The organism is Leptolyngbya sp. BL0902 (genome assembly GCF_016403105.1).
Classification (GTDB): domain Bacteria; phylum Cyanobacteriota; class Cyanobacteriia; order Phormidesmidales; family Phormidesmidaceae; genus Nodosilinea.
In genome coordinates, this window is sequence record NZ_CP046155.1 from 4108126 (window position 1) to 4126504 (window position 18379).

Here is an 18379-nt window from a genome sequence, read left to right on the forward strand (position 1 = left end):
CATCCACCAAACTTGACCTAGGCTAGAGACACTGATAGGTCTCTCCCGATGGCGGATACAACCGATATTGTGATTATTGGGGCAGGGGTTGCGGGGCTGGCAGCAGGCTGCTACGCCCAAATGAATGGCTACCACAGCCGCATCATCGAAGCCCAGGCGGGGCCGGGGGGATCCTGTTGGGCCGATTGGCAGCAGGGCTATTGCCTGGAGGGTGGCCTGCACTACATCTTTGGCAACGGGCCAGGGCAGCCGTTTCATAGCACCTGGGAAGAGTTGGGCGTGGTGCCCCAGATCCCCTTTTTGCATGAAGATTACCTGGCCCAACTATACGGCCCCAATGGGGAAGTGCTCACCGTCCACAGCGACACGGAGATTTTGGCCGAGCACATGAAATCTCTTGCGCCCCAGGATGGCAAGCTGATCGATCAGTTTTGCAAAGGGGTTCGCAACTTTAAGGATTTTGACCTGTCGATTCTGCAACAGAAGCCCAAATCAATGATGACCGCAGCCGACTGGGCCAGAATTGGGCGGCAGGTGTTGCCCTTTGTGAATTCCCTCGGCAAGTGGGGCAGCCTGTCGCTGCAAGATTTGGGCACCAAGTTCAAAAATCCGTTTTTGCAGCGGGCCGTTCCCCATATGTTTTCCTGGCCAGAGGTGCCCGTGATGGTGGGGATGTCGCTGCTGGCCTACCTCGACAATGGTAACGCGGGCTTTCCCCAGGGCGGTTCCCTCGCCTTTGTGAAGGCCATCGAGCAACGCTACCTAGCCCTCGGTGGCGAAATTTATTATTCCACCCCTGTGGAACAAATTTTATTGGAGGGCGACCAAGCCGTGGGGGTGCGCCTCATCGACCAGCGCGAGTACCGGGCCAAGCGGGTAATTTCCGCCTGTGATGGTCGCCAGACCCTCTTCCACCTGCTGCAAGGGGATTATCTCCACCACCGCCTGGAGAAAATCTACAAGAGCGATCTCCCCATGTACTCCCAGTTTCAGGTGTGCCTCGGCGTCAATCGCGACCTCTCCGCCGAGCCCCACTGGACCACCTACCTCCTAGAAGAACCCCTCACCATCGCCGGAGCCCCCCAGGGCGAGATCGGCCTCAAGCACTACAACATCGACCCGTCCCTGGCTCCTCCGGGCAAATCGGTCCTCATGGCCCTGATGACCACCCCCTACCGCCACTGGCAAGCCGCCTATGGCGAGGGTCATCCCCCCGCAGACGAACTGCCGGAAGTAGAAACCGTTCTAGACTGGCTCAACCAGCGCTACCCCGGCCTTCGCAACGACATTGAAGTGATGCAGGTACGCACCCCCCTCAGCCACGAGCGCACCACCGGAAACTGGCAGGGGTCGAGCTGCGGCTGGCTGCTCACCAAAGACACCCTGCCGATGATGGTGCAGGGCATCCCCAAACGCCTGCCGGGGCTGAAAAACTTTGCCATGATCGGCCACTGGACAGAACCGGGGGGCAGCGTCCCTATCGCTGCTATGTCTGGGCGTAACCTGGTGTACGAACTCTGCCACGAAGACAGCAAAGCCTTCACCCTTATCTGAGGCTCATCCCCTCGTACCAACCTTCCAGTCCCTTCACCCGCCCCACAATAGGGGAACAGTCTCCGTATCCGCTACGGTCAAGAACAATTCACCAGAATTTGCTCTCCCCAGGGAATGTAATTCTTTGTAAGGGCCGTTAACACTTCATTGCAAAACCCCAAAATTTAGGAAATCCCTCAGACAATGAGGATAAGGGCAAGTTCAGTTCAGCGGCACTTCATCGCTCATCGTCTTTGGAGGGTTACTCCATGCTGTCCTTCATTTTTACCTACCAAGACATTCTTTACCTAGCGACCAAGCTGGGAGCTTTAGGGGTAGTCGTCTTAGCCTACTGGCTCATCAGTCGGCACGACCATAAAGCCACCCATCACGGATAATTGGCCCCTTCCTTCAACATCTTGGCCGTTGCTATTGCCCTTAACTCTTCCAGCGAGTTATCCCATTGTTTAGAGGGCTCAAGCTATGCATCCAAAAATTCTGGTTGCCATTGATAACAGTGCCTTTAGTCGCGATATTTTCCAGGAAGCGCTTGATCTTGCTAAAGCTAGTCAAGGTTGCTTGTTTTTGGTTCATAGTCTTTCTGGGGAAGAAGAAAGTAGTCCCTTACCCATGCAACGGAGGCTGGACAGTATCTACTGGGCTCCAGGTACCGAAATTAACTTAGACGCCTGGAAAGATGAATGGCATCGCTACGAGGGCGATAGCCTAGATCATCTCAGGCATTTAGCTGGAAAAGCAAATGCCATGGGGATAAAAACAGAATTTAGGCAACTCATCGGCAGTCCTGGCCGAGTCATTTGCAAAGCGGCTCAGCAATGGGGCGCAACGATGATTGTGATGGGCCACCGTGGCCGTAGCGGCCTGTCAGAACTAGTGATGGGCAGTGTCAGCAACTATGTGATGCACCACGCGCTCTGCTCTGTGCTAGTTCTTAAGCCAGAGGAAGTGATTCGTTCCTCGCTTGCCTAAGAGATTTTTTCCTAGTGCAAATTGCCCCTGATCTAGGCCATCTAGTCAGGGGTAATTTGCGTGGGTACCGTCTTCACTAGCTAATCTAGCCGCGCCCTGAGATGAGCACGACAGCAAGGCATAGATCTCTCTATCTTCAGCCCAGTCAGTCAATGCTAGCCCATTGATTTTTCCTCAGAGGCGGATCAAAGCGTGCGACGAAGGCATACTCAAATCAGTTATCAAGCTTTAGCTTTTCCAGAAAGCATCTGTTCTTTTCAAGAAAAGCATCTACTATTCCTTAAAAATCACCCATAAAATCTGTGGAAAACCAGCTTTTTTCTGGGGAAAACCCGTGGAAAACCCGTGGAAAAAAGTGACTTAATTGGTGTTTTAAATAAATTTTCCAAGCCCCTGTGGAAAACTACGTTTTTCCTCCACATCTTTTCCACAGGGGCTTGAATAATCAAGGCCAAGCACCATGGGCGATCCCAGAGTTTTCCTCAGTTTCCACAGGCCCTACTACTACTACTATTCTTTTAAAAAAATTCTAGATAAGAAGCTCAATGCCATCAACCTAAAAAACAGGAAGTGCCATTGAAGATTGGGGAAAATAGTGTTAGATTGATGCAGCTTCACCCAAGAATCAGTAAAGTTTCCATCCTAAAGGCGTTTCGCTTAGGATTCCAGCTTTTTCCAGATCAGCACTCAATGTGTTATTTCACAGACATTCCACCTGTGGAGTAGGATGCTGGATTAAAAAATGAGATACTGCTACAGCTAGCCCAGTTCCACAACGGTGGAAGTTGGTTGGTTGCCTCTCTCCATCGCTAGTTGTCATCCTCCTGTCATTCGACGTCAGTAAACCCACCATGAAGTTTGTCTGTTCTCAAAGCGAGCTGAATAATCAACTCTCATCGGTAAGTCGGGCTGTGGCCTCCCGACCCAGTCGCCCGGTTTTGGGCAATATCCTGGTGACGGCAGATGCAGGCCAGCAAACGGTCACGCTAGTGGGTTTTGACGAGGTGTTAGGGATTGAGAGCTGCTTCCCGGCCCAGGTAGAAGCATCTGGTGTGCTGACGCTGCCCGCTAAGCTGTGGGGCGATATTGTGTCTCGGCTGCCCAATGACGACGTTCGGCTCGAAACTGATACCGATGGCACCACCGTGACGATCACCAGCGCCTCTGGCCGCTATGAGGTGCGTGGCCTGAGCGCGGAGGACTACCCCTCCCTGCCCGCCGTTGAGGAAGGTGACACCGTTGCGCTCTCTGCTGAGTCGTTGCTCCACGGTCTAGAGGGCTCGCTGTTTGCCACTAGTGGCGATGAAACCAAGCAGGTATTGACTGGGGTACACCTGCTGTCAGATGCGGACTGTTTAGAATTTGCGGCTACCGATGGGCACCGCCTTGCCGTGGTTCAGACTGTAGATGAGACGGGCACTCCCACCCCTCAGATGGATGTGACTGTCCCCGCCAAAGCCCTGCGCGAACTGGAGCGCATGATTAAGGGGCATCCGTCCAATGAACCCGTACAGGTGCGGCTGGATGAAACCCAGGTATTGTTTGACCTCGGCAACCAAAAGCTCACGACTCGCCTGCTGGAAGGGCAGTACCCAAACTATCGCCAACTCTTGCCGAAACAGTTTGCCCGCCAAATCACCGTAGATCGCGATGGCCTGATCAAAAGCCTGGAACGCATTGCGGTGCTGGCCAGCCAAAAAAACGATATCGTCAAGCTCTCCCTCGATGCAGCCCAACAGTGCGTGGCTCTATCCGTGGAGGCCCAGGAAGTGGGCAGTGGCCGCGAGGAACTGGCAGCTCAAATCAGCGGCGATGATCTGGATATTGCCTTTAATGTGCGCTATCTGCTAGACGGTTTGAAAGCCTTTGACAGTAGCCAGGTTCAAATGCAGTGCAATGCAGCTACCAGTCCAGCGGTGCTGAGCCCCCTGGGAGAGGCCAAAATTACCTACCTGGTCATGCCTGTGCAAATCCGCAGCTAGCTGTGGAAAACTCCCCACCCTGTTGAAAAGTCAGCCCCTCTGTGGAAAACTTGTCAAACAGTTGAAAAAGCTAGGGTTCTAGGGATTGGCGATCCCCCTGTGGAAAACCTACCCGTGCTGTTGAAAACTTTAGAATCTTGTTGAAAACCCTGTCCCCGTGGCAGGGTTTTTGCTTGGCTCCAGGCTTCCGACCTTGGTTAGGATAAAGACGTTCTGACCTTGGTTTCTCATTCCTATGGCAAGGCTTGTTCTGATTACGGGTGCCTCTAGCGGCATTGGCTACGAAATGGCGAAGGTGTGTGCCACCCAGGGCCATGATGTGATTGCGGTCGCTCGTCGCGAAGATCGTTTGACCACCCTAAAACAGGAAATCGAACAGACCTATGGTGTCACAGTGTGGCCCTATGCTGCCGATTTGACCGATGCCCAGACCCGTCAAGATCTCTTTGATTGGACACAAACCCTCGGCCAACCCCTCTATGCCCTGGTGAACAATGCTGGGTTTGGCCTGTTAGAACCCTTTGCCGAAACGAATTGGGAACAGCAAAACGCCATGCTCCAGCTCAACATCGTGGCGCTCACCCACCTCACCCACCTGGTTTTGCCGGGAATGATTGCCCAAGGCCAGGGCCGCATTCTGAACGTGGCCTCCACCGCCGCCTTTTTGCCGGGGCCATACATGGCCTGTTACTACGCCTCCAAAGCCTTTGTGCAATCCTTCACCGAAGCCATCGCCAGCGAACTGGAGGGCACAGGCGTCACCGCTACCACCCTTTGCCCTGGCCCCACAGAGTCCGAATTTCAGGACGTGGCGGGCATGGGAGAACTGGAATTTTTCAGCGGCAAACTGCCCACCTCGGCAGATGTCGCCACCTTTGGCTATCGCGCCATGGAAAAGGGCGAACGCACCGTGGTGCATGGGCTGGTCAATAACCTGCTGGCCTTCGCCACCCGCCTGCAATCCGACAAAGCCCTCGCCACCATGATGAAAGGGTTTCAGCAGCCCAAAGGCTCACCGAATTAGGGTTTATACCAAATCCGAATTCCACAACTCCGATTCTCAAAAGGCAAGCTGTAGGGTGCATTCGCGGCTAGATTCTAATCCGGTAACGCCCTAATCTCCGTGTTTAGCCGCAATGCACCACCGGGAAATCAGTGGTGGCCAAGTAGGATTTGGCATTACCCCGGCAACCAATCGGTGTTGAGCACATTCTCCAGAGGGAAGGGCGGCTGGATGGGGAACATCTCCCCCGGTAGTCCAGATTTCTGGAGGATGTGTTGTCTAGCCTTGGCGTAGGAGTCCACAAAAATCTCGGCTAACCAGGGCTTGAGGCTAGGGCTATCTTCCAAAATGAGATCCACCTGATTGCGCTGTTCAATCACCGTATTGCGCCAACCTCTGGCGTTTTGAGGCTTTTCGCTGTCCCAAAATATCAGCTTGAGGAGGTGTTCGAGGATGACCAGCAATCGGCTTTTGAGTTCCCGTTTTTCGCTGCGGCCCATGCTCTCCACTTCTTCTATTAAATTGTCCCAATCGACCTGATCAAAATTTCGGTGTTTGATGGCCTCAACGGTGTGCTGAAGCCACTCATAAAAATCGACCTCATACAGGGTTGAAACCGCAGATGTAGGCGTCGTAAACGGCATGGTAGCCTCACGGGATGAGGGGACTATGGCTATTGTAGGCAATAGGCTAACTTGGTGACGAAGGGCATCTCTACATCCCAGGGCTGGCCAGGTTGCGGAAACGGGTAAACTGCGGCTCAAACAACAGCTTGACGGTGCCCGTGGGGCCATTGCGATGCTTGGTAATAATCACCTCAGCAATGCCGCGATCTGGCGTATCAGGATCGTAATACTCCTCACGGTAGAGCATCATAATCAAGTCAGCGTCTTGCTCGATGGCTCCAGAGTTATGGGATACAATGCCGTCCGCCAACCAAGATGCTGGCCCTGGAACCGTCAAGTCATACACAGCCTCTTCCCCAGCAGGTTCAATCGAAATCACCTCATCCCAGAAAATATCAGCGGTTTCCTGGGCATCCTGGGCATCCTGGGCAACTGCGAGATAACTTCCTGCGCTCAATTCCTTAAGCCATTGCCAGCCGTCGAGGGTATATAAACGATGCTCTGCGGTAGCCCGAATTTTACGTCCGCTGGCGGTGGTCAAGGTATAAACGGGGCGGATGCCTACTTCCCAAACCATCTCCGCCTGGGCTTGAATGAGCTTGCCGTGGCTATCTAGACTGACAACCTCAGGGGTGTGACCGACTAAGTCGCGAATAGGAACTCGACGACCATCGGCCAGGATCACTAAGGTGTCTCCGGTAACGCACTCGCGCAAATCGCTCATCATAGGGCGCTTGTTGGTGCGAGATTCGACCCCCCGGCTGAGCTGCGAGAGGGCAATGATGGGGACGTTTAACTCACGGGCCAGACCCTTGAGGGAGCGGGTCATTTTGGAAAGTTCCTGCACCCGGTTATCGCCGCCGCCTTCCATCAGTTGCAGATAGTCGATTAGCACCAGACCCAAGGCACCGCCCTGTTCGGCCTGTAAGCGACGGCAGCGAGACCGAATTTCGGTGACGGAAATGTTCGGCGTATCGTCAATAAAAATCGGCATTTGTGACAACACACTGATAGCATGGCCCAGTTTTTCCCACTCATTTTGGGCAATGCGTCCGGTGCGGAGGCGGCTGCTTTCCATTTCCACTTCGCTGGAGAGCAAGCGATAGACCAGTTGCAGCTTCGACATTTCTAGGCTGTAGATGGCCACGGGCAGCTTTTGCAAAGCGGCAATGTTGCGGGCAATGTTCAACACGAATGACGTCTTGCCCATTGACGGCCTCGCCGCCGTAATGATCAGGTCAGAGCGCTGGAAGCCCTGGGTCATGGCATCGAGGTCGTAGAAGCCGCAGGGCACACCGGGCAGCACCACGCCGAGGGAGCGCTGCTCGATTTCGGCGAAGGTGTCGATCAAAATATCCGACGTTGCCGTGAGGCCCGCCTGGGGGCGCACCTGGGTAATGCCAAACAGCTTTTGCTCCGACTGATCTAACACCTTTTCTAGGGGAACCGTCGTATCGTAGCCGAGCTGGGAAATTTCGCCCCCGGTTTGGATCAGCATCCGCCGAGTGTACTTGTCCATCACCAGGGTGGCGTACTGGTCGATGTTGGCGGCGCTAACGGTGCGGTCAATCAGTTGGGCGATGCGGGCTTGACCCCCCACTTTCTCCAGCTTGTCGTGATCCTTCAGCCACACGGTAATGGTGAGCAAATCCGTGGGCTGTCCCTTGGCGTGGAGTTCGAGGGCGGCGCGGTAAATTTCCTTGTGGGCACCGATGTAAAAGGCGTCGGGGGTGAGAATTTCCATCACCCGACCAATGGCCTCCGGGTCGAGCAGTACGCCGCCAAGAATAGCTTCTTCGGCCTCAATATTTTGGGGCGGCAGTCGGTCGTTGACCGCATCAAACTGCAAGTTTTGTACCATGGCAAGTCCGGGGCGGAAGGGGGCCAATATTTAGAGCCCTAGTGTATCAGGCTGGAGAATTTCGGGGCGGTTTGCCTCACCCTGTCTGGGCGATGGCGTGATCTGGGCGTGCTGAGTTGGGAAGTGATGGACTTCCACAACTGTGGAACTTTGAAATTCTGATGAATGGATGTCCACAGGTTGGGGATGATCATCGTCATTGGTACGGGAAATGAATAAAAGGTGAATCCGTAATCAAGTTTGACTGAGTTCGGATTGAGCCAGGGACTGCAAGCGTGAAGATATCTTCTTCCATGCGTGTCTTTGGCCCTCACCCCCAACCCCTCTCCTTGTGGGAGAGGGGAGCTAGAAAGATTCAAAGTCCCTCTCCCCATGGGAGAGGGATTTAGGGTGAGGGCTTTCAGGGCATCGGGCTATTGAGGTTATCCCGAACCCAAGCAAGTTTAGTTCAATTGTACTATAAATATTCCGAAAAAGAACCCCGGTAAAGGGCCGGGGTTCTCTATTGTGTGACCCGGAGGTTATTCTGCGATGATGCGCAGGTTGACCGTTGCGGTCACTTCGGCATGAAGTTTGATTTGGGCTTGGTACTCACCGAGCTTGTTGATGTCGGGAACGGTGATGTCGCGGCGATCCACGTCTTTGCCCGACAGAGACTTGATCACATCGGCCACATCGGAGGAGGTGACGGTACCAAAGATGGCATCGTTTTCGCCCACGGGCTTTTGAATGGTGAACATACCAATGGTGGCCAGGGCTTTTTGGGTAGCCTCGGCTTCTTGCTTGATTTCGAGCTGACGTTGACGCTCTGCCTCACGACGACGCTCCACCTGCTTCAACACGCCAGGGGTGGTGCGGACGGCTTTGCCATTCGGCAGGAGATAATTACGTGCGTAGCCCGGTGCTACTTCCACCAGGTCGCCATTTTGGCCCAGTTTGCGAATGTCTTCGGTGAGAACTACCTGTACCCGTTTTGCCATGATCTTTCTCGTATAGCCCAGTTGACTATACTACTCAAAGAGGCTGCCCTCTGGCAACCCCCACTTTTTCTAAGATCTGTCCTGATTCTGGGTAATGTCCTATGGCAAGACCGTTATTGGCGTTGATTCCGGCCCTGTGGGTGGTGGCCATAGCCATTGTGGCGGTGCAAAATGCCACTCCGGTTTCGCTTCGGCTGCTGATGCTGCAATCCATCGAAATTCCCTTTGGGGTGCTGCTAGCCTTTGGCGCGGCGGGGGGCATGGTGGTGGCAGCTCTGGGATTGTGGCTGTTGGGGTTGTCCTCTGGGAAGCGCCAACCCCAGCGCTGATGGGGGCAGGGAGATTGCGGTAGCGTTGACGTTGGGACTGGACGAATGGCGTGTGTTTTTGGGCAATATGGTGGCCGCTTGGCTAGGTTGGGGCTGGTGGGTCTGCTAACCTTGGCCTGCCAACCCATGACCGATGGGGATCAGCCCATGGCTGTCGATAAAATTACCTTTGATTTGGAACAGCTCGACGACAACGGCCTTTATGGGCCACCGGATGGCAAGCGCTCTTTAGATTACGAGTTTTGCGTGCCTGGGGAGCCTGTCCTGGTGGAGACCGTGCAGGCTATTGATCCGTCACTGACGCTGTATCCCGAAAGTCCGGGCCGGATAGGTTGCACCGCAGAGCAGGTGTTGGCGATTGGCCATACCCACCAGCCCAATGCCGTCCTGATTTTGATGGAATTGGCGAATTTGGACTTCATCGAGCGCATTGACCGTGTGGATTGGGAATAAATGAAGATGACCCACGTCCATAGACAGCGGAGTATTCGCCTTTAAGGGTAAGTTAAATAGACGTTGACTCCACCCTTGTATAAGCATTTTCTATGGCGAACTTTTTTGTGATTTTTCTGGCCATGATGGGCGGCATTGCTACAGCGCTGCAAGGCCAGTTTATGGGTCTGCTGTCGGTGGCCATGGGACCTTTGGAGAGCGTATTTATCACCTATTCCGGTGGGGCCGTGGTGGTGGCCATGGTAATGCTGGTGGCCAAGGGCGGCAACCTCAAGGCTTGGGACACGGTGCCCTGGTATGCCTTTACCTCTGGGCTGATGGGGTTGATGATTATTGGGGCGATTGGCTATGTGGTGCCTCGGCTGGGGGTAGCGGCGGGATTTACGGTGATGGTGGCAACTCAGTTTTTGGCAGGGGCCATCATCGACCACTACGGCCTCTTTGGGGCCATGGTGCGCCCCATGGATTTGACCAAGGCGCTGGGCTTGGGGCTGTTGATGACCGGGGTGACGCTGCTGGTCCGGTAGCTCAGCGGTGCATTGCTTTGCGTTGACGCAGTCTCGCCTCGGCGTTATGAAACCCTACGGATGGCGGTAGGGGCGAGGTTTCCTCGCCCTTGTGGAATATGGCTCCTTACCGACCTAGACCATGGGTTGATAGTTGACGATGCGGGCGAAGCTGTCGGGTTCTAGGCTGGCCCCGCCCACCAGGGCACCATCGATTTCGGGCTGGGCCATCAGTTCATCGACGTTGTTGGGTTTGACGGAACCGCCGTACTGGATGGTGACGTTGGGATTGATCAACAGCTTGCGAATTGCGCCGATGACGCGGTTGGCTTCTTCGGCTTCGCAGGTGTCGCCCGTGCCGATGGCCCAGATCGGTTCGTAGGCAATCACCAGGTTGTTCTGATCTACGTCCACCAGGTCTTTTTCAATTTGGGCGGCGATCACCGCTTCGGTTTCCCCGGCATCCCGCTGCTGCTTGGTTTCGCCCACGCAGAGGATGGGGGTGAAGCCGCATTTTTGGGCCTGCTTGAGGCGGAGGTTAACGGTTTCATCGGTTTCGCCAAAATACTGGCGGCGTTCGCTGTGGCCCACGATCACGTAGCGCACCCCCAGTTCCCGCAGCATATCGCCGGAAATTTCTCCGGTGTAGGCTCCTTCGTCTTCCCAGTGGATATTCTGGGCACCCACCTTAATTCTGGCTCCGTGCAGGCTCTTGGACAGGGCGCTGAGGGCGGTGAAGGGCGCACACAGCACAATGCCGCGATCCTCGGGGGTTTCGTTGAGCTGTCCTAAAAATTGTTTCAGAAAATCCAGGGTTTCCGCCTGGGTTTTGTACATTTTCCAGTTGCCAGCAAGAATAATTTTTCGCACGGTGTCTCAGGATTAAGGGGTTTGTCTATGAACTCGCGTCATTGCATCCTACTAAGAAAGGCACCCTAGATCAAATCCCTAAACGCCCCAGGGGTAGGGAACCTGTGGGACTAAATCCCGCTTGATGGCCCCGCGTGAAAAGGGCGAGGAGACCTCTCCCCTACCGATTAACGCCTTGATCAGGGCGGCAAGCGTAGGGTATTCGCGGCTACGGGCCGACTAGGCTACCTCTTCCCCATCCTTTGCTGCAATGCACCCCTAGAATCGCGGTTATAAGCTGACTAATCGACCTCTCGAAGGAACAACTTATAGGCTCCCCCGGTTTCCCGCGATTGGTGATTGATCATAATGATGTAGGAGCCTGTATCGGTCAGGGTGACAACATCTTGGGCTTCATAGCCGCATTCTGAATCTCCGCCGCCAATCATGGCGCTGAGCCATCTTTCTTCGTCAACGGTCAACACCGTTAGCGTGGGCGCGAAGTCTTGGCTCCGCAGGCGAATCTCAACGCGCTGCCCAGCCACCCCTTCAATGGCATGGAGGTGGTAAAAGGTGCCATCATACAGCGTGGAACCGCCATCCTGAAGATTTCCCTGGATTTCGTTGTTGAGGGCCAGGGTGCAGATCACTTCATCTCTCTGGGACGAGCGCAGAAACATTTCAAAGCAGTTCTGGCTTTCGTTGGCATTGTCGCCAGTTTCAGCATCCTCACCGACTTCAGTACTCTCGCTGACTTCAAGATTCTCGCCAATGGCCAGCACCAACTGGGCCGATGCAGGAAGGGCCAGACTACCAACAAGGCCAAGGCTGGCGGCGAAAAGAGCGAGAGACTGAGCAACGTTAATCGTCATGGATTTTTGAGGTCTATGAGTACAACATAGGGCCAAGGACAAGCAGGGGCGACTGGATTTCCCTGCTTGGAAGTTTCCGCTATCAATCATGTCCGCCCTTAGCCTACAGAACCCAACAGCTCTACGGTTTGTAATTACGGACATTCCGGTTATCCCCCGTGCAAAGTTTGGGTAAAGCTTCGCTAGGAAAACCGCCTGTCCATCGCCCTTGCCAGAGAGGCAAACTATCGGAGTCAGTCGCCTCCTTCGCTGATACTGAAGACTTGGCCGGGGCTAACGACGATTCTCTAGCCCCAACGTTTCGGAGGCCATTTGCTGCAAAAAGAGGGCATCCTCCGCTGACATTTCGGCGGGGCGATAGACCAGGCCAACGGGGCTGACCTGCATCAAAAAGCCGTAAATCACACAGGCGGCGAGGTAGGTGCCGTAGAGGGTGGGGTGGGCGTCGCTTTCCGCCAGCACCAAATCCGGGCGGTTCTGCTGGGCACGCTCAAAGGCCAGACCCACCGGGGCGACGTAGACCCCCAAGGTTTGACCAAGGGCGGCATAGGCTTTCCACAGGTTGTCGGTGGTGACGCCTTTATCCAGGCTGTCCCGCCGTTCCCAGGTCATCATCAGGATCGGTTCTGCGCCGCTTTGTCGCACTTCGGCGCTGAGTTTTTCGGCAAAGTCTTCTGAAAAGGACGGATTGATCACCGGGAGCTGGCTTTGCTCTTGCAACACAATATGCGTCCAGCCGCCGGATTGGATGGATTGCCGGGTGTCGGGGCTGTTCCAGTGGTCTTGCCAAGCATAGTTGGGCTGGCTAACGCTACCCGCTTGGAAGGTGCGAGTAAAGCCGTTGAGGTGATAGTTGATGCCGTTGTTGTAGAAGGTGAGGCTGTTGCCCACAAACAGCACCCGAATCGGGCCTTCGGTGGGGGGCGGCAGGGTGATGGTGGGTTCGGCCTGGGGACGCTGAAACTGACAGGCTACGGTGAACAGGGCCACCAGGATCGCCAGAATGCAAAACTGGGCTATTGCCCTACCGTGGTGATGTCGGTCATCCATAGCCCAGTCCTGGTTGAGTTGTTGATGAGTTGAGGGTTAAAAGCCGTCTAAGCTACAAACCTTTTGCCCTCCCCCTAAATCCCTCTCCCAGGGCGGGAGAGGGACTTTGAGATGGACGATGCCTAACGAGCCGCCGCCGCTGCCCGTGCTGCTGCGGCTTCGTCGGGGTGGATGTTGAGACGGGTGAGGTTGACGCGGCCCCGACCGTCGATTTCGCGGACTTTGACGATCACCTCGTCGCCCACGTTCACCTCATCCTCCACCTTGGCCACGCGGTAGTCGGCCAGTTGGGAGATGTGGATCATGCCCTCTTGACCGGGCATAAATTCCACGAAGGCACCGATGGGAATTACCCGCATCACCGTGCCCACAAACACATCCCCAGCGGAGGGCTTGAAGACGATGGCTTCGATCATGGCCTTGGCCTGCCGCGCCTTTTCCCCAGACAGGCAGGACACGGTGACGGTACCGTCGTCGTTGATGTCCACCTTGGCTCCGGTTTGCTCGGTGATGGCCTTGATCTTCTTGCCGCCGGGGCCGATCACCATCCCGATCATTTCGGGGTCGATCTTGAAGGTGATCAACTGCGGCGCATACTTCGACATGGTGGTGCGGGGGGTGTCGATGGTGGCCATCATTTTCTCCAGGATGTGGAGACGAGCGGGCTTGGCCTGGTTGATGGCCTCGGCGATCACCTTGATGGGCAGTCCGGTGATTTTCATGTCCATTTGCAGGGCGGTGATGCCGCTGTCGGTGCCCGCCACCTTAAAGTCCATGTCGCCCAGGAAGTCTTCGATGCCCTGGATGTCGGTGAGGATGCGGACTTCGTCGCCTTCCTTAATCAGACCCATGGCCGCACCGCTAACGGGCTTGGTGATGGGCACCCCGGCATCCATCAGGGACAGGGTAGACCCGCAGACGGAACCCATGGAGGTGGAGCCGTTGGAGGACAGCACCTCAGACACCACCCGGATCACGTAGGGGAAGTCTTCTTTGGGGGGCAACACGGGCACTAGGGCGCGTTCGGCCAGGGCACCGTGGCCAATTTCCCGCCGACCGGGGGAGCGCATGGGCCGCGTTTCACCCACGGAGTAGGGGGGGAAGTTGTAGTGGTGCAGGTAGCGCTTTTCTTCGTCGGGGTGGAGGTCGTCCATCATTTGGGCGTCGCCCGGAGTCCCTAGCGTCACCACCGACATCACCTGGGTCAGCCCCCGCTGGAACAGCCCCGTGCCGTGGACGCGCTCTGGCAAGAGGCCCACCTGGCAGTAGATGGGGCGCACTTCGTCCAGCTTGCGGCCATCAACGCGCACCTTTTCCTCAACGATTTGCTGACGCATCAGCTTTTTGGTGACGGATTTGTAGGTGTTGCCCAGGGCTTTGCCGTTGGCCGCTACGGCAGCTTTGACGGGATGATCGTCTTCCAGCGCTTCGATGGTGGTGACAAGCTCGGCCTTGATGGCGTCCAGCTTTTCGTCCCGCTCCGGCTTGGTGAGGGTGAATTGCTTCAGCACCTCTTTAATAGACGCGCTGGTCTTTTCTTCGATGAAGGTGGCCAGGGTGGGATCGGTTTCCGGCTCGGCTTCCTTGACGATCTCGATGCCCAGTTCCTTAATCAGATCGAGCTGAGCCTTGATCAGGTCTTGCACCACCTCATAGCCAAAGTCGATGGCTTCGATCATGTCGGCTTCGGGCAGTTGGTTGGCCCCGGCTTCCACCATGATCACGCCGTCGGGGGAACCCGCCACGATTAGATCCAGGTCGCCGTTTTCCACTTCTTTATAGGTGGGGTTGATGACAAAATCGTCGCCCACCAGGCCCACACGCACCGCCGCCATGGGGCCATTGAAGGGAATTTTGGCCAGCAGCACCGCCACGGAAGCGCCCGTCGCCGCCAGCACATCGGGGGGCACTTGCTCATCCATCGACAGGGTGGTGGCCACAATTTGAATATCGTCCCGCAGCCATTGGGGGAATAGGGGCCGCATGGGGCGGTCAATCAAACGGCTGATCAGCGTGGCCCGTTCTGGGGGCCGACCCTCCCGACGCAAAAAGCCACCGGGGATGCGTCCGGCGGCGTAGAGGCGTTCTTCGTAGTCCACCAACAGGGGCAAAAAGTCGATTCCTTCGCGGCCCGTGGATCGGGTGGCCGTCACCAAAACGGCGGTCTCCCCCGACTGCACCAGCACCGCACCCCCCGCTTGGGGAGCTAACAGGCCGACCCGCAGCTTAATGTCCCGGCCATCAAAGGATATTGATTTTTCAATTTCTTGCATTGACTTCCTTCGTCCTTCTCGCTAGTTTCAGCGTCTTTGTACGTTCTTTTGCCTGATCCTAGCACTGATGGCCCTTTTGGCCCTCGACGACGCCCCTCAGAAGCCTAATTCTGGCCAAGACTTAAGGTTTGCTCAACAGTTCCAGAGGAGAGGGGCGTACCCTTCGGCCCCTCATCCCCGACAGTGTTGTGCCTTGCCCCCCCATGTCCGGCAGCACTGCGTCCCGTGCCTTAAATTCTGGCCTCCGGTGAAGACCCAGCCAACGAATTTGGCTTCTATGACCAATGCTCCTGACTCAAAACATCGGCACCAAGTTCAGCGTCTTTTTTCTCTGGTGCCCATGAAAAACATGAATTATTTGTGTTTTGCAGTCTCCACAAAACTAGGTATAAACTACTTCTTCATCTTGTATAAGATTTATGTTCTTCACAAGTTCCTCACAAGTCTTGGGAATAATTTGAATCTAGATTCAGGATTCATATTTGTGAGTTCTAAATCTTGCTTTGCTTTGAATTTATGATCAATCAAATAAAACGTTTCAGCGGAGACTAAATCTATCTAGTCTCAGTGTCAATTTTGTGTGTTTATCTTTCGCAGAATTTTCTTTTTCATTCAATCAAATCATCAATGCAAACCATGAATACGCCATTACTGGTCTCCATTTGTATTTCCACTTACAAACGTCCTGAGAAGCTAGCGACTCTGCTGATGAGCCTTAATAGCCTGACCTTTGATGAGTTAGATCCTCCCAACATCGAGATTATTGTGGTGGATAACGATGGCTATGGGTCAGCTGCTGCCGTCTGTGAAAATATGGCCTCATACCTAAGATGGCCATTGAAGTATGATATCGAACCTGTCCAGGGAGTTTCTTATGCTCGTAACAGATCAATCAATAATGCATCTGATTTTTCCGACTTTATCGCAATGATTGATGACGATGAAGTTCCTCATCCTGCGTGGCTAGAACGCCTCTTGATAGTACAAAATCAGTATTGTGCAGATGTCGTAACGGGGCCTGTCTTTCCTATTTTTGAAGCGAGTGTTCCTAAATGGATTAAGAAAGGTAATTTTTTCGCTCCAAAATCTTATCAAACTGGTCAAACTTTGGAGACTGCTTTTACAGGCAATGTTTTAGTAAGAACGAGAGAATTGAAGAAGCTTGACAGGGTCTTTGATGAGCGTTTTGCAATTAAGGGGGCAGAAGATACTCATTTGTTTATGCGATTAAAAGCTGATGGATGTAAAATTGTATGGGCTAATGAAGCCGTTGCTGATGAGTGGATTCCATCTTCCCGTACAAACTTGAAATGGATTTTGAGACGTGGCTATTGGGGGTGGAGTTCGTATAGTTTGTTTGAAAAAGAAATCTATCCCTCGCTTAAGATCCAGTTAATTCGACTTTTGAAGGGTTTTGCTCTGATGGTTTCTGGAGTGGTACTCATTATTCCTTCACTGTTCCAAGAGAGAGATAAGTTAGCCGCTGCATTGCTGAATATCTCCAGGGGCTTTGGCACCGTATCAGGTTTGCTAGGATTCCAGGGAGACTGGTAGTCAAAAAGAAGAGTATCTTGTTTTTCTTTTTCTCTCTCGGTGCTGATCCTTCTGTAAGGGAAGATTCCCCTCATTCAAAGAAAATGAAAAATAGAGGAGCATAATTTATTTCCTGTGAGATGGGCAATGAATATTTAAAGTAATCATTGCCTATCTCTCTCTTGCTTCGATCCATAAGTAGAATGGCTAAATTAAAATCAAGTTTGGCTCCGGGTTTCGACTGCGCTCAACTCTCCTGCTGCCTTGCGTGGGGGCATTGAGCGAAGTCGAAATGCATTCGACCCATAATTATGACCCCTTACTTAGAATATGAAAATACGTGATTGAATTGAAAAATTAGAGATATATGAAAATTATATTTATTGCTGTTATTGTAGCGATTGTGGCAGCTTTCTTGCTCTATAAGATAATACGAAAAATAATCATCACTCCAAAACTTCAGAAAATAAGCTAGACCTGGATCCCAGGTCTAGCTTGGGTTGGCCTCAGTTCATTCCTACAGCGTATCCGGGAAGAACTCTGGAGAAAACATATCGAAAAGCACCTGGGTATAGGGCTCAAAGTGCTGCATGTTCATCCGGCCCACACAACGACTAATTTCTTGATGCAACAAACTCACCATCAGGCGCACCAGTTCCCAACTCACACGCAGGGCGGGGTAGAGCATGACGCAGAGGGGAAATAGCTCCTGGGCAATCGCGCCCACGTTATCTTCTAGCACACAGGTCAACAGATAGATCTGAAACATCTCCACATCCCGCACGCTAGAGGTGCGTACCACATCGCTACTTAGGGAGCCCGTGTAGGTGGCGTAGCGGGGGTAGGCTTGGGCTACGCGGTCTACGATGGTGTGGGCAATGCCAGTAATGGCGGGTAGCGCTAGGCGTACCGCCTTGAGCCGGGGATGGTCGTAGTCGTAGTTGGCGGCGGCTTCATAGGCCCGATGCAGCGGCATGTATAACTGATCATCGACCACCTTAAAGAAATCATGCAAAACGGGTCGCTCTGAGGGTGGGGCGGCTTCAGACAGCATTTGGCCGCAGTAGTGGAACTGCATACTCACAAAGCCAATCACTCGCGGATCCATGGCGGTGTGGCCTTGCCGAATTGCGCCTAGCTTTTTAGAGGCCACAACCGAGAACCGTTGAGGAGAGACGTCGTTGGCATAGGCGTCTAGCGCCAATTCGTACACGTGGTGGGCGTCCTTTGCAATCGTCCAGGGATCAACTAGGTCACGAGAAATTTGGTGCCGCCGAATCTCATGGCCAATTAGGGTTTCCGTCTTATTCCAGGCATTCGCGCTGATGGAGCGCAGACTCTCCAGCAGGTTTTGGGCCACATCTGCCTTGGACTGGGATTGATTGAGGCCAGCTAATGCTTGGTCTTGGCGGTGCAGGCTCTCGACATACTTCCTGGCCCAAACTTCGGGTAAGGAGGAAGTTTTGCTGCTGGACTGTGCCGTGAGCCTGGGGTTAGTGTAGGTTTGGAAGTTGGCTAGCATAAGACAGTCCGCCTAGA

General features: G+C 54.0%; 17 protein-coding genes. 9 read left to right on the forward strand and 8 right to left on the reverse strand.

The features are described 5' to 3' along the window. The first annotated feature begins 48 nt into the window (after window positions 1-48). From GFS31_RS18175 to GFS31_RS18190, 5 genes are all read left to right on the forward strand, one after another. On the forward strand, window positions 49-1554 hold the full coding sequence (locus GFS31_RS18175) for a phytoene desaturase family protein (RefSeq protein ID WP_198806137.1): 1506 nt from the start codon (window positions 49-51) through the stop codon (window positions 1552-1554). Window positions 1555-1802: 248 nt separating this feature from the next. Further along, a complete protein-coding gene (locus tag GFS31_RS21365; RefSeq protein ID WP_263974867.1) occupies window positions 1803-1931 on the forward strand; it encodes a hypothetical protein in 129 nt (42 codons plus the stop codon). Between the two features lie 85 nt (window positions 1932-2016). After that, a complete protein-coding gene (locus GFS31_RS18180; protein ID WP_198806138.1) occupies window positions 2017-2523 on the forward strand; it encodes a universal stress protein in 507 nt (168 codons plus the stop codon). 851 nt (window positions 2524-3374) lie between these two features. Further along, entirely contained in the window at window positions 3375-4505 is a 1131-nt protein-coding gene (dnaN, locus tag GFS31_RS18185; protein WP_198806139.1) for a DNA polymerase III subunit beta, read from the forward strand. A 235-nt stretch (window positions 4506-4740) separates the two neighbouring features. Beyond that, complete coding sequence (locus tag GFS31_RS18190) at window positions 4741-5529, forward strand: SDR family NAD(P)-dependent oxidoreductase (RefSeq protein WP_198806140.1); 789 nt, start codon at window positions 4741-4743, stop codon at window positions 5527-5529. A gap of 155 nt (window positions 5530-5684) precedes the next feature. Here GFS31_RS18190 and GFS31_RS18195 read toward each other — a convergent pair whose 3' ends face one another. The 3 genes from GFS31_RS18195 to rplI all read right to left on the reverse strand — a co-directional run bounded on the left by GFS31_RS18195 (window position 5685) and on the right by rplI (window position 8975). After that, window positions 5685-6152 (reverse strand): DUF29 domain-containing protein, encoded by a 468-nt coding sequence (locus GFS31_RS18195; protein ID WP_198806141.1) that lies wholly within the window; start codon window positions 6150-6152, stop codon window positions 5685-5687. Window positions 6153-6222: 70 nt separating this feature from the next. Then, window positions 6223-7995 (reverse strand): replicative DNA helicase, encoded by a 1773-nt coding sequence (dnaB, locus tag GFS31_RS18200; protein WP_198806142.1) that lies wholly within the window; start codon window positions 7993-7995, stop codon window positions 6223-6225. Between the two features lie 521 nt (window positions 7996-8516). Beyond that, on the reverse strand, window positions 8517-8975 hold the full coding sequence (gene rplI, locus GFS31_RS18205; RefSeq protein ID WP_198806143.1) for a 50S ribosomal protein L9: 459 nt from the start codon (window positions 8973-8975) through the stop codon (window positions 8517-8519). Between the two features lie 101 nt (window positions 8976-9076). Here rplI and GFS31_RS18210 point away from each other — a divergent pair, with 101 nt between their 5' ends. The 3 genes from GFS31_RS18210 to GFS31_RS18220 all read left to right on the forward strand — a co-directional run bounded on the left by GFS31_RS18210 (window position 9077) and on the right by GFS31_RS18220 (window position 10284). Further along, on the forward strand, window positions 9077-9304 hold the full coding sequence (locus tag GFS31_RS18210) for a hypothetical protein (protein WP_198806144.1): 228 nt from the start codon (window positions 9077-9079) through the stop codon (window positions 9302-9304). A gap of 45 nt (window positions 9305-9349) precedes the next feature. Next, window positions 9350-9757, forward strand: coding sequence for a hypothetical protein (locus GFS31_RS18215; protein WP_225907495.1), 408 nt, complete (start codon window positions 9350-9352; stop codon window positions 9755-9757). Window positions 9758-9849: 92 nt separating this feature from the next. Continuing rightward, the gene (locus GFS31_RS18220) at window positions 9850-10284 is read left to right on the forward strand and encodes a DMT family transporter (protein ID WP_198806145.1); all 435 of its coding nucleotides are present in this window, start codon (window positions 9850-9852) and stop codon (window positions 10282-10284) included. 114 nt (window positions 10285-10398) lie between these two features. On the opposite strand, the gene tpiA is transcribed toward GFS31_RS18220, so the two are convergent. The 4 genes from tpiA to GFS31_RS18240 form a co-directional block, all read right to left on the reverse strand. Continuing rightward, complete coding sequence (gene tpiA / locus GFS31_RS18225) at window positions 10399-11133, reverse strand: triose-phosphate isomerase (RefSeq protein ID WP_198806146.1); 735 nt, start codon at window positions 11131-11133, stop codon at window positions 10399-10401. 281 nt (window positions 11134-11414) lie between these two features. After that, on the reverse strand, window positions 11415-11984 hold the full coding sequence (locus GFS31_RS18230; protein ID WP_198806147.1) for a hypothetical protein: 570 nt from the start codon (window positions 11982-11984) through the stop codon (window positions 11415-11417). Between the two features lie 273 nt (window positions 11985-12257). Then, complete coding sequence (locus tag GFS31_RS18235; protein WP_198806148.1) at window positions 12258-13034, reverse strand: DUF4886 domain-containing protein; 777 nt, start codon at window positions 13032-13034, stop codon at window positions 12258-12260. 122 nt (window positions 13035-13156) lie between these two features. Then, a complete protein-coding gene (locus GFS31_RS18240) occupies window positions 13157-15307 on the reverse strand; it encodes a polyribonucleotide nucleotidyltransferase (RefSeq protein WP_198806149.1) in 2151 nt (716 codons plus the stop codon). Between the two features lie 636 nt (window positions 15308-15943). Between GFS31_RS18240 and GFS31_RS18245 the strand changes: the two genes are divergently transcribed. Further along, complete coding sequence (locus tag GFS31_RS18245; RefSeq protein WP_198806150.1) at window positions 15944-16861, forward strand: glycosyltransferase family 2 protein; 918 nt, start codon at window positions 15944-15946, stop codon at window positions 16859-16861. Between the two features lie 496 nt (window positions 16862-17357). Here the strand turns inward: GFS31_RS18245 and GFS31_RS18250 are convergent, their stop codons facing one another. After that, window positions 17358-18362: a hypothetical protein gene (locus GFS31_RS18250; protein WP_198806151.1), complete on the reverse strand. Its 1005-nt coding sequence runs from the start codon at window positions 18360-18362 to the stop codon at window positions 17358-17360. Window positions 18363-18379: the final 17 nt, after the last annotated feature.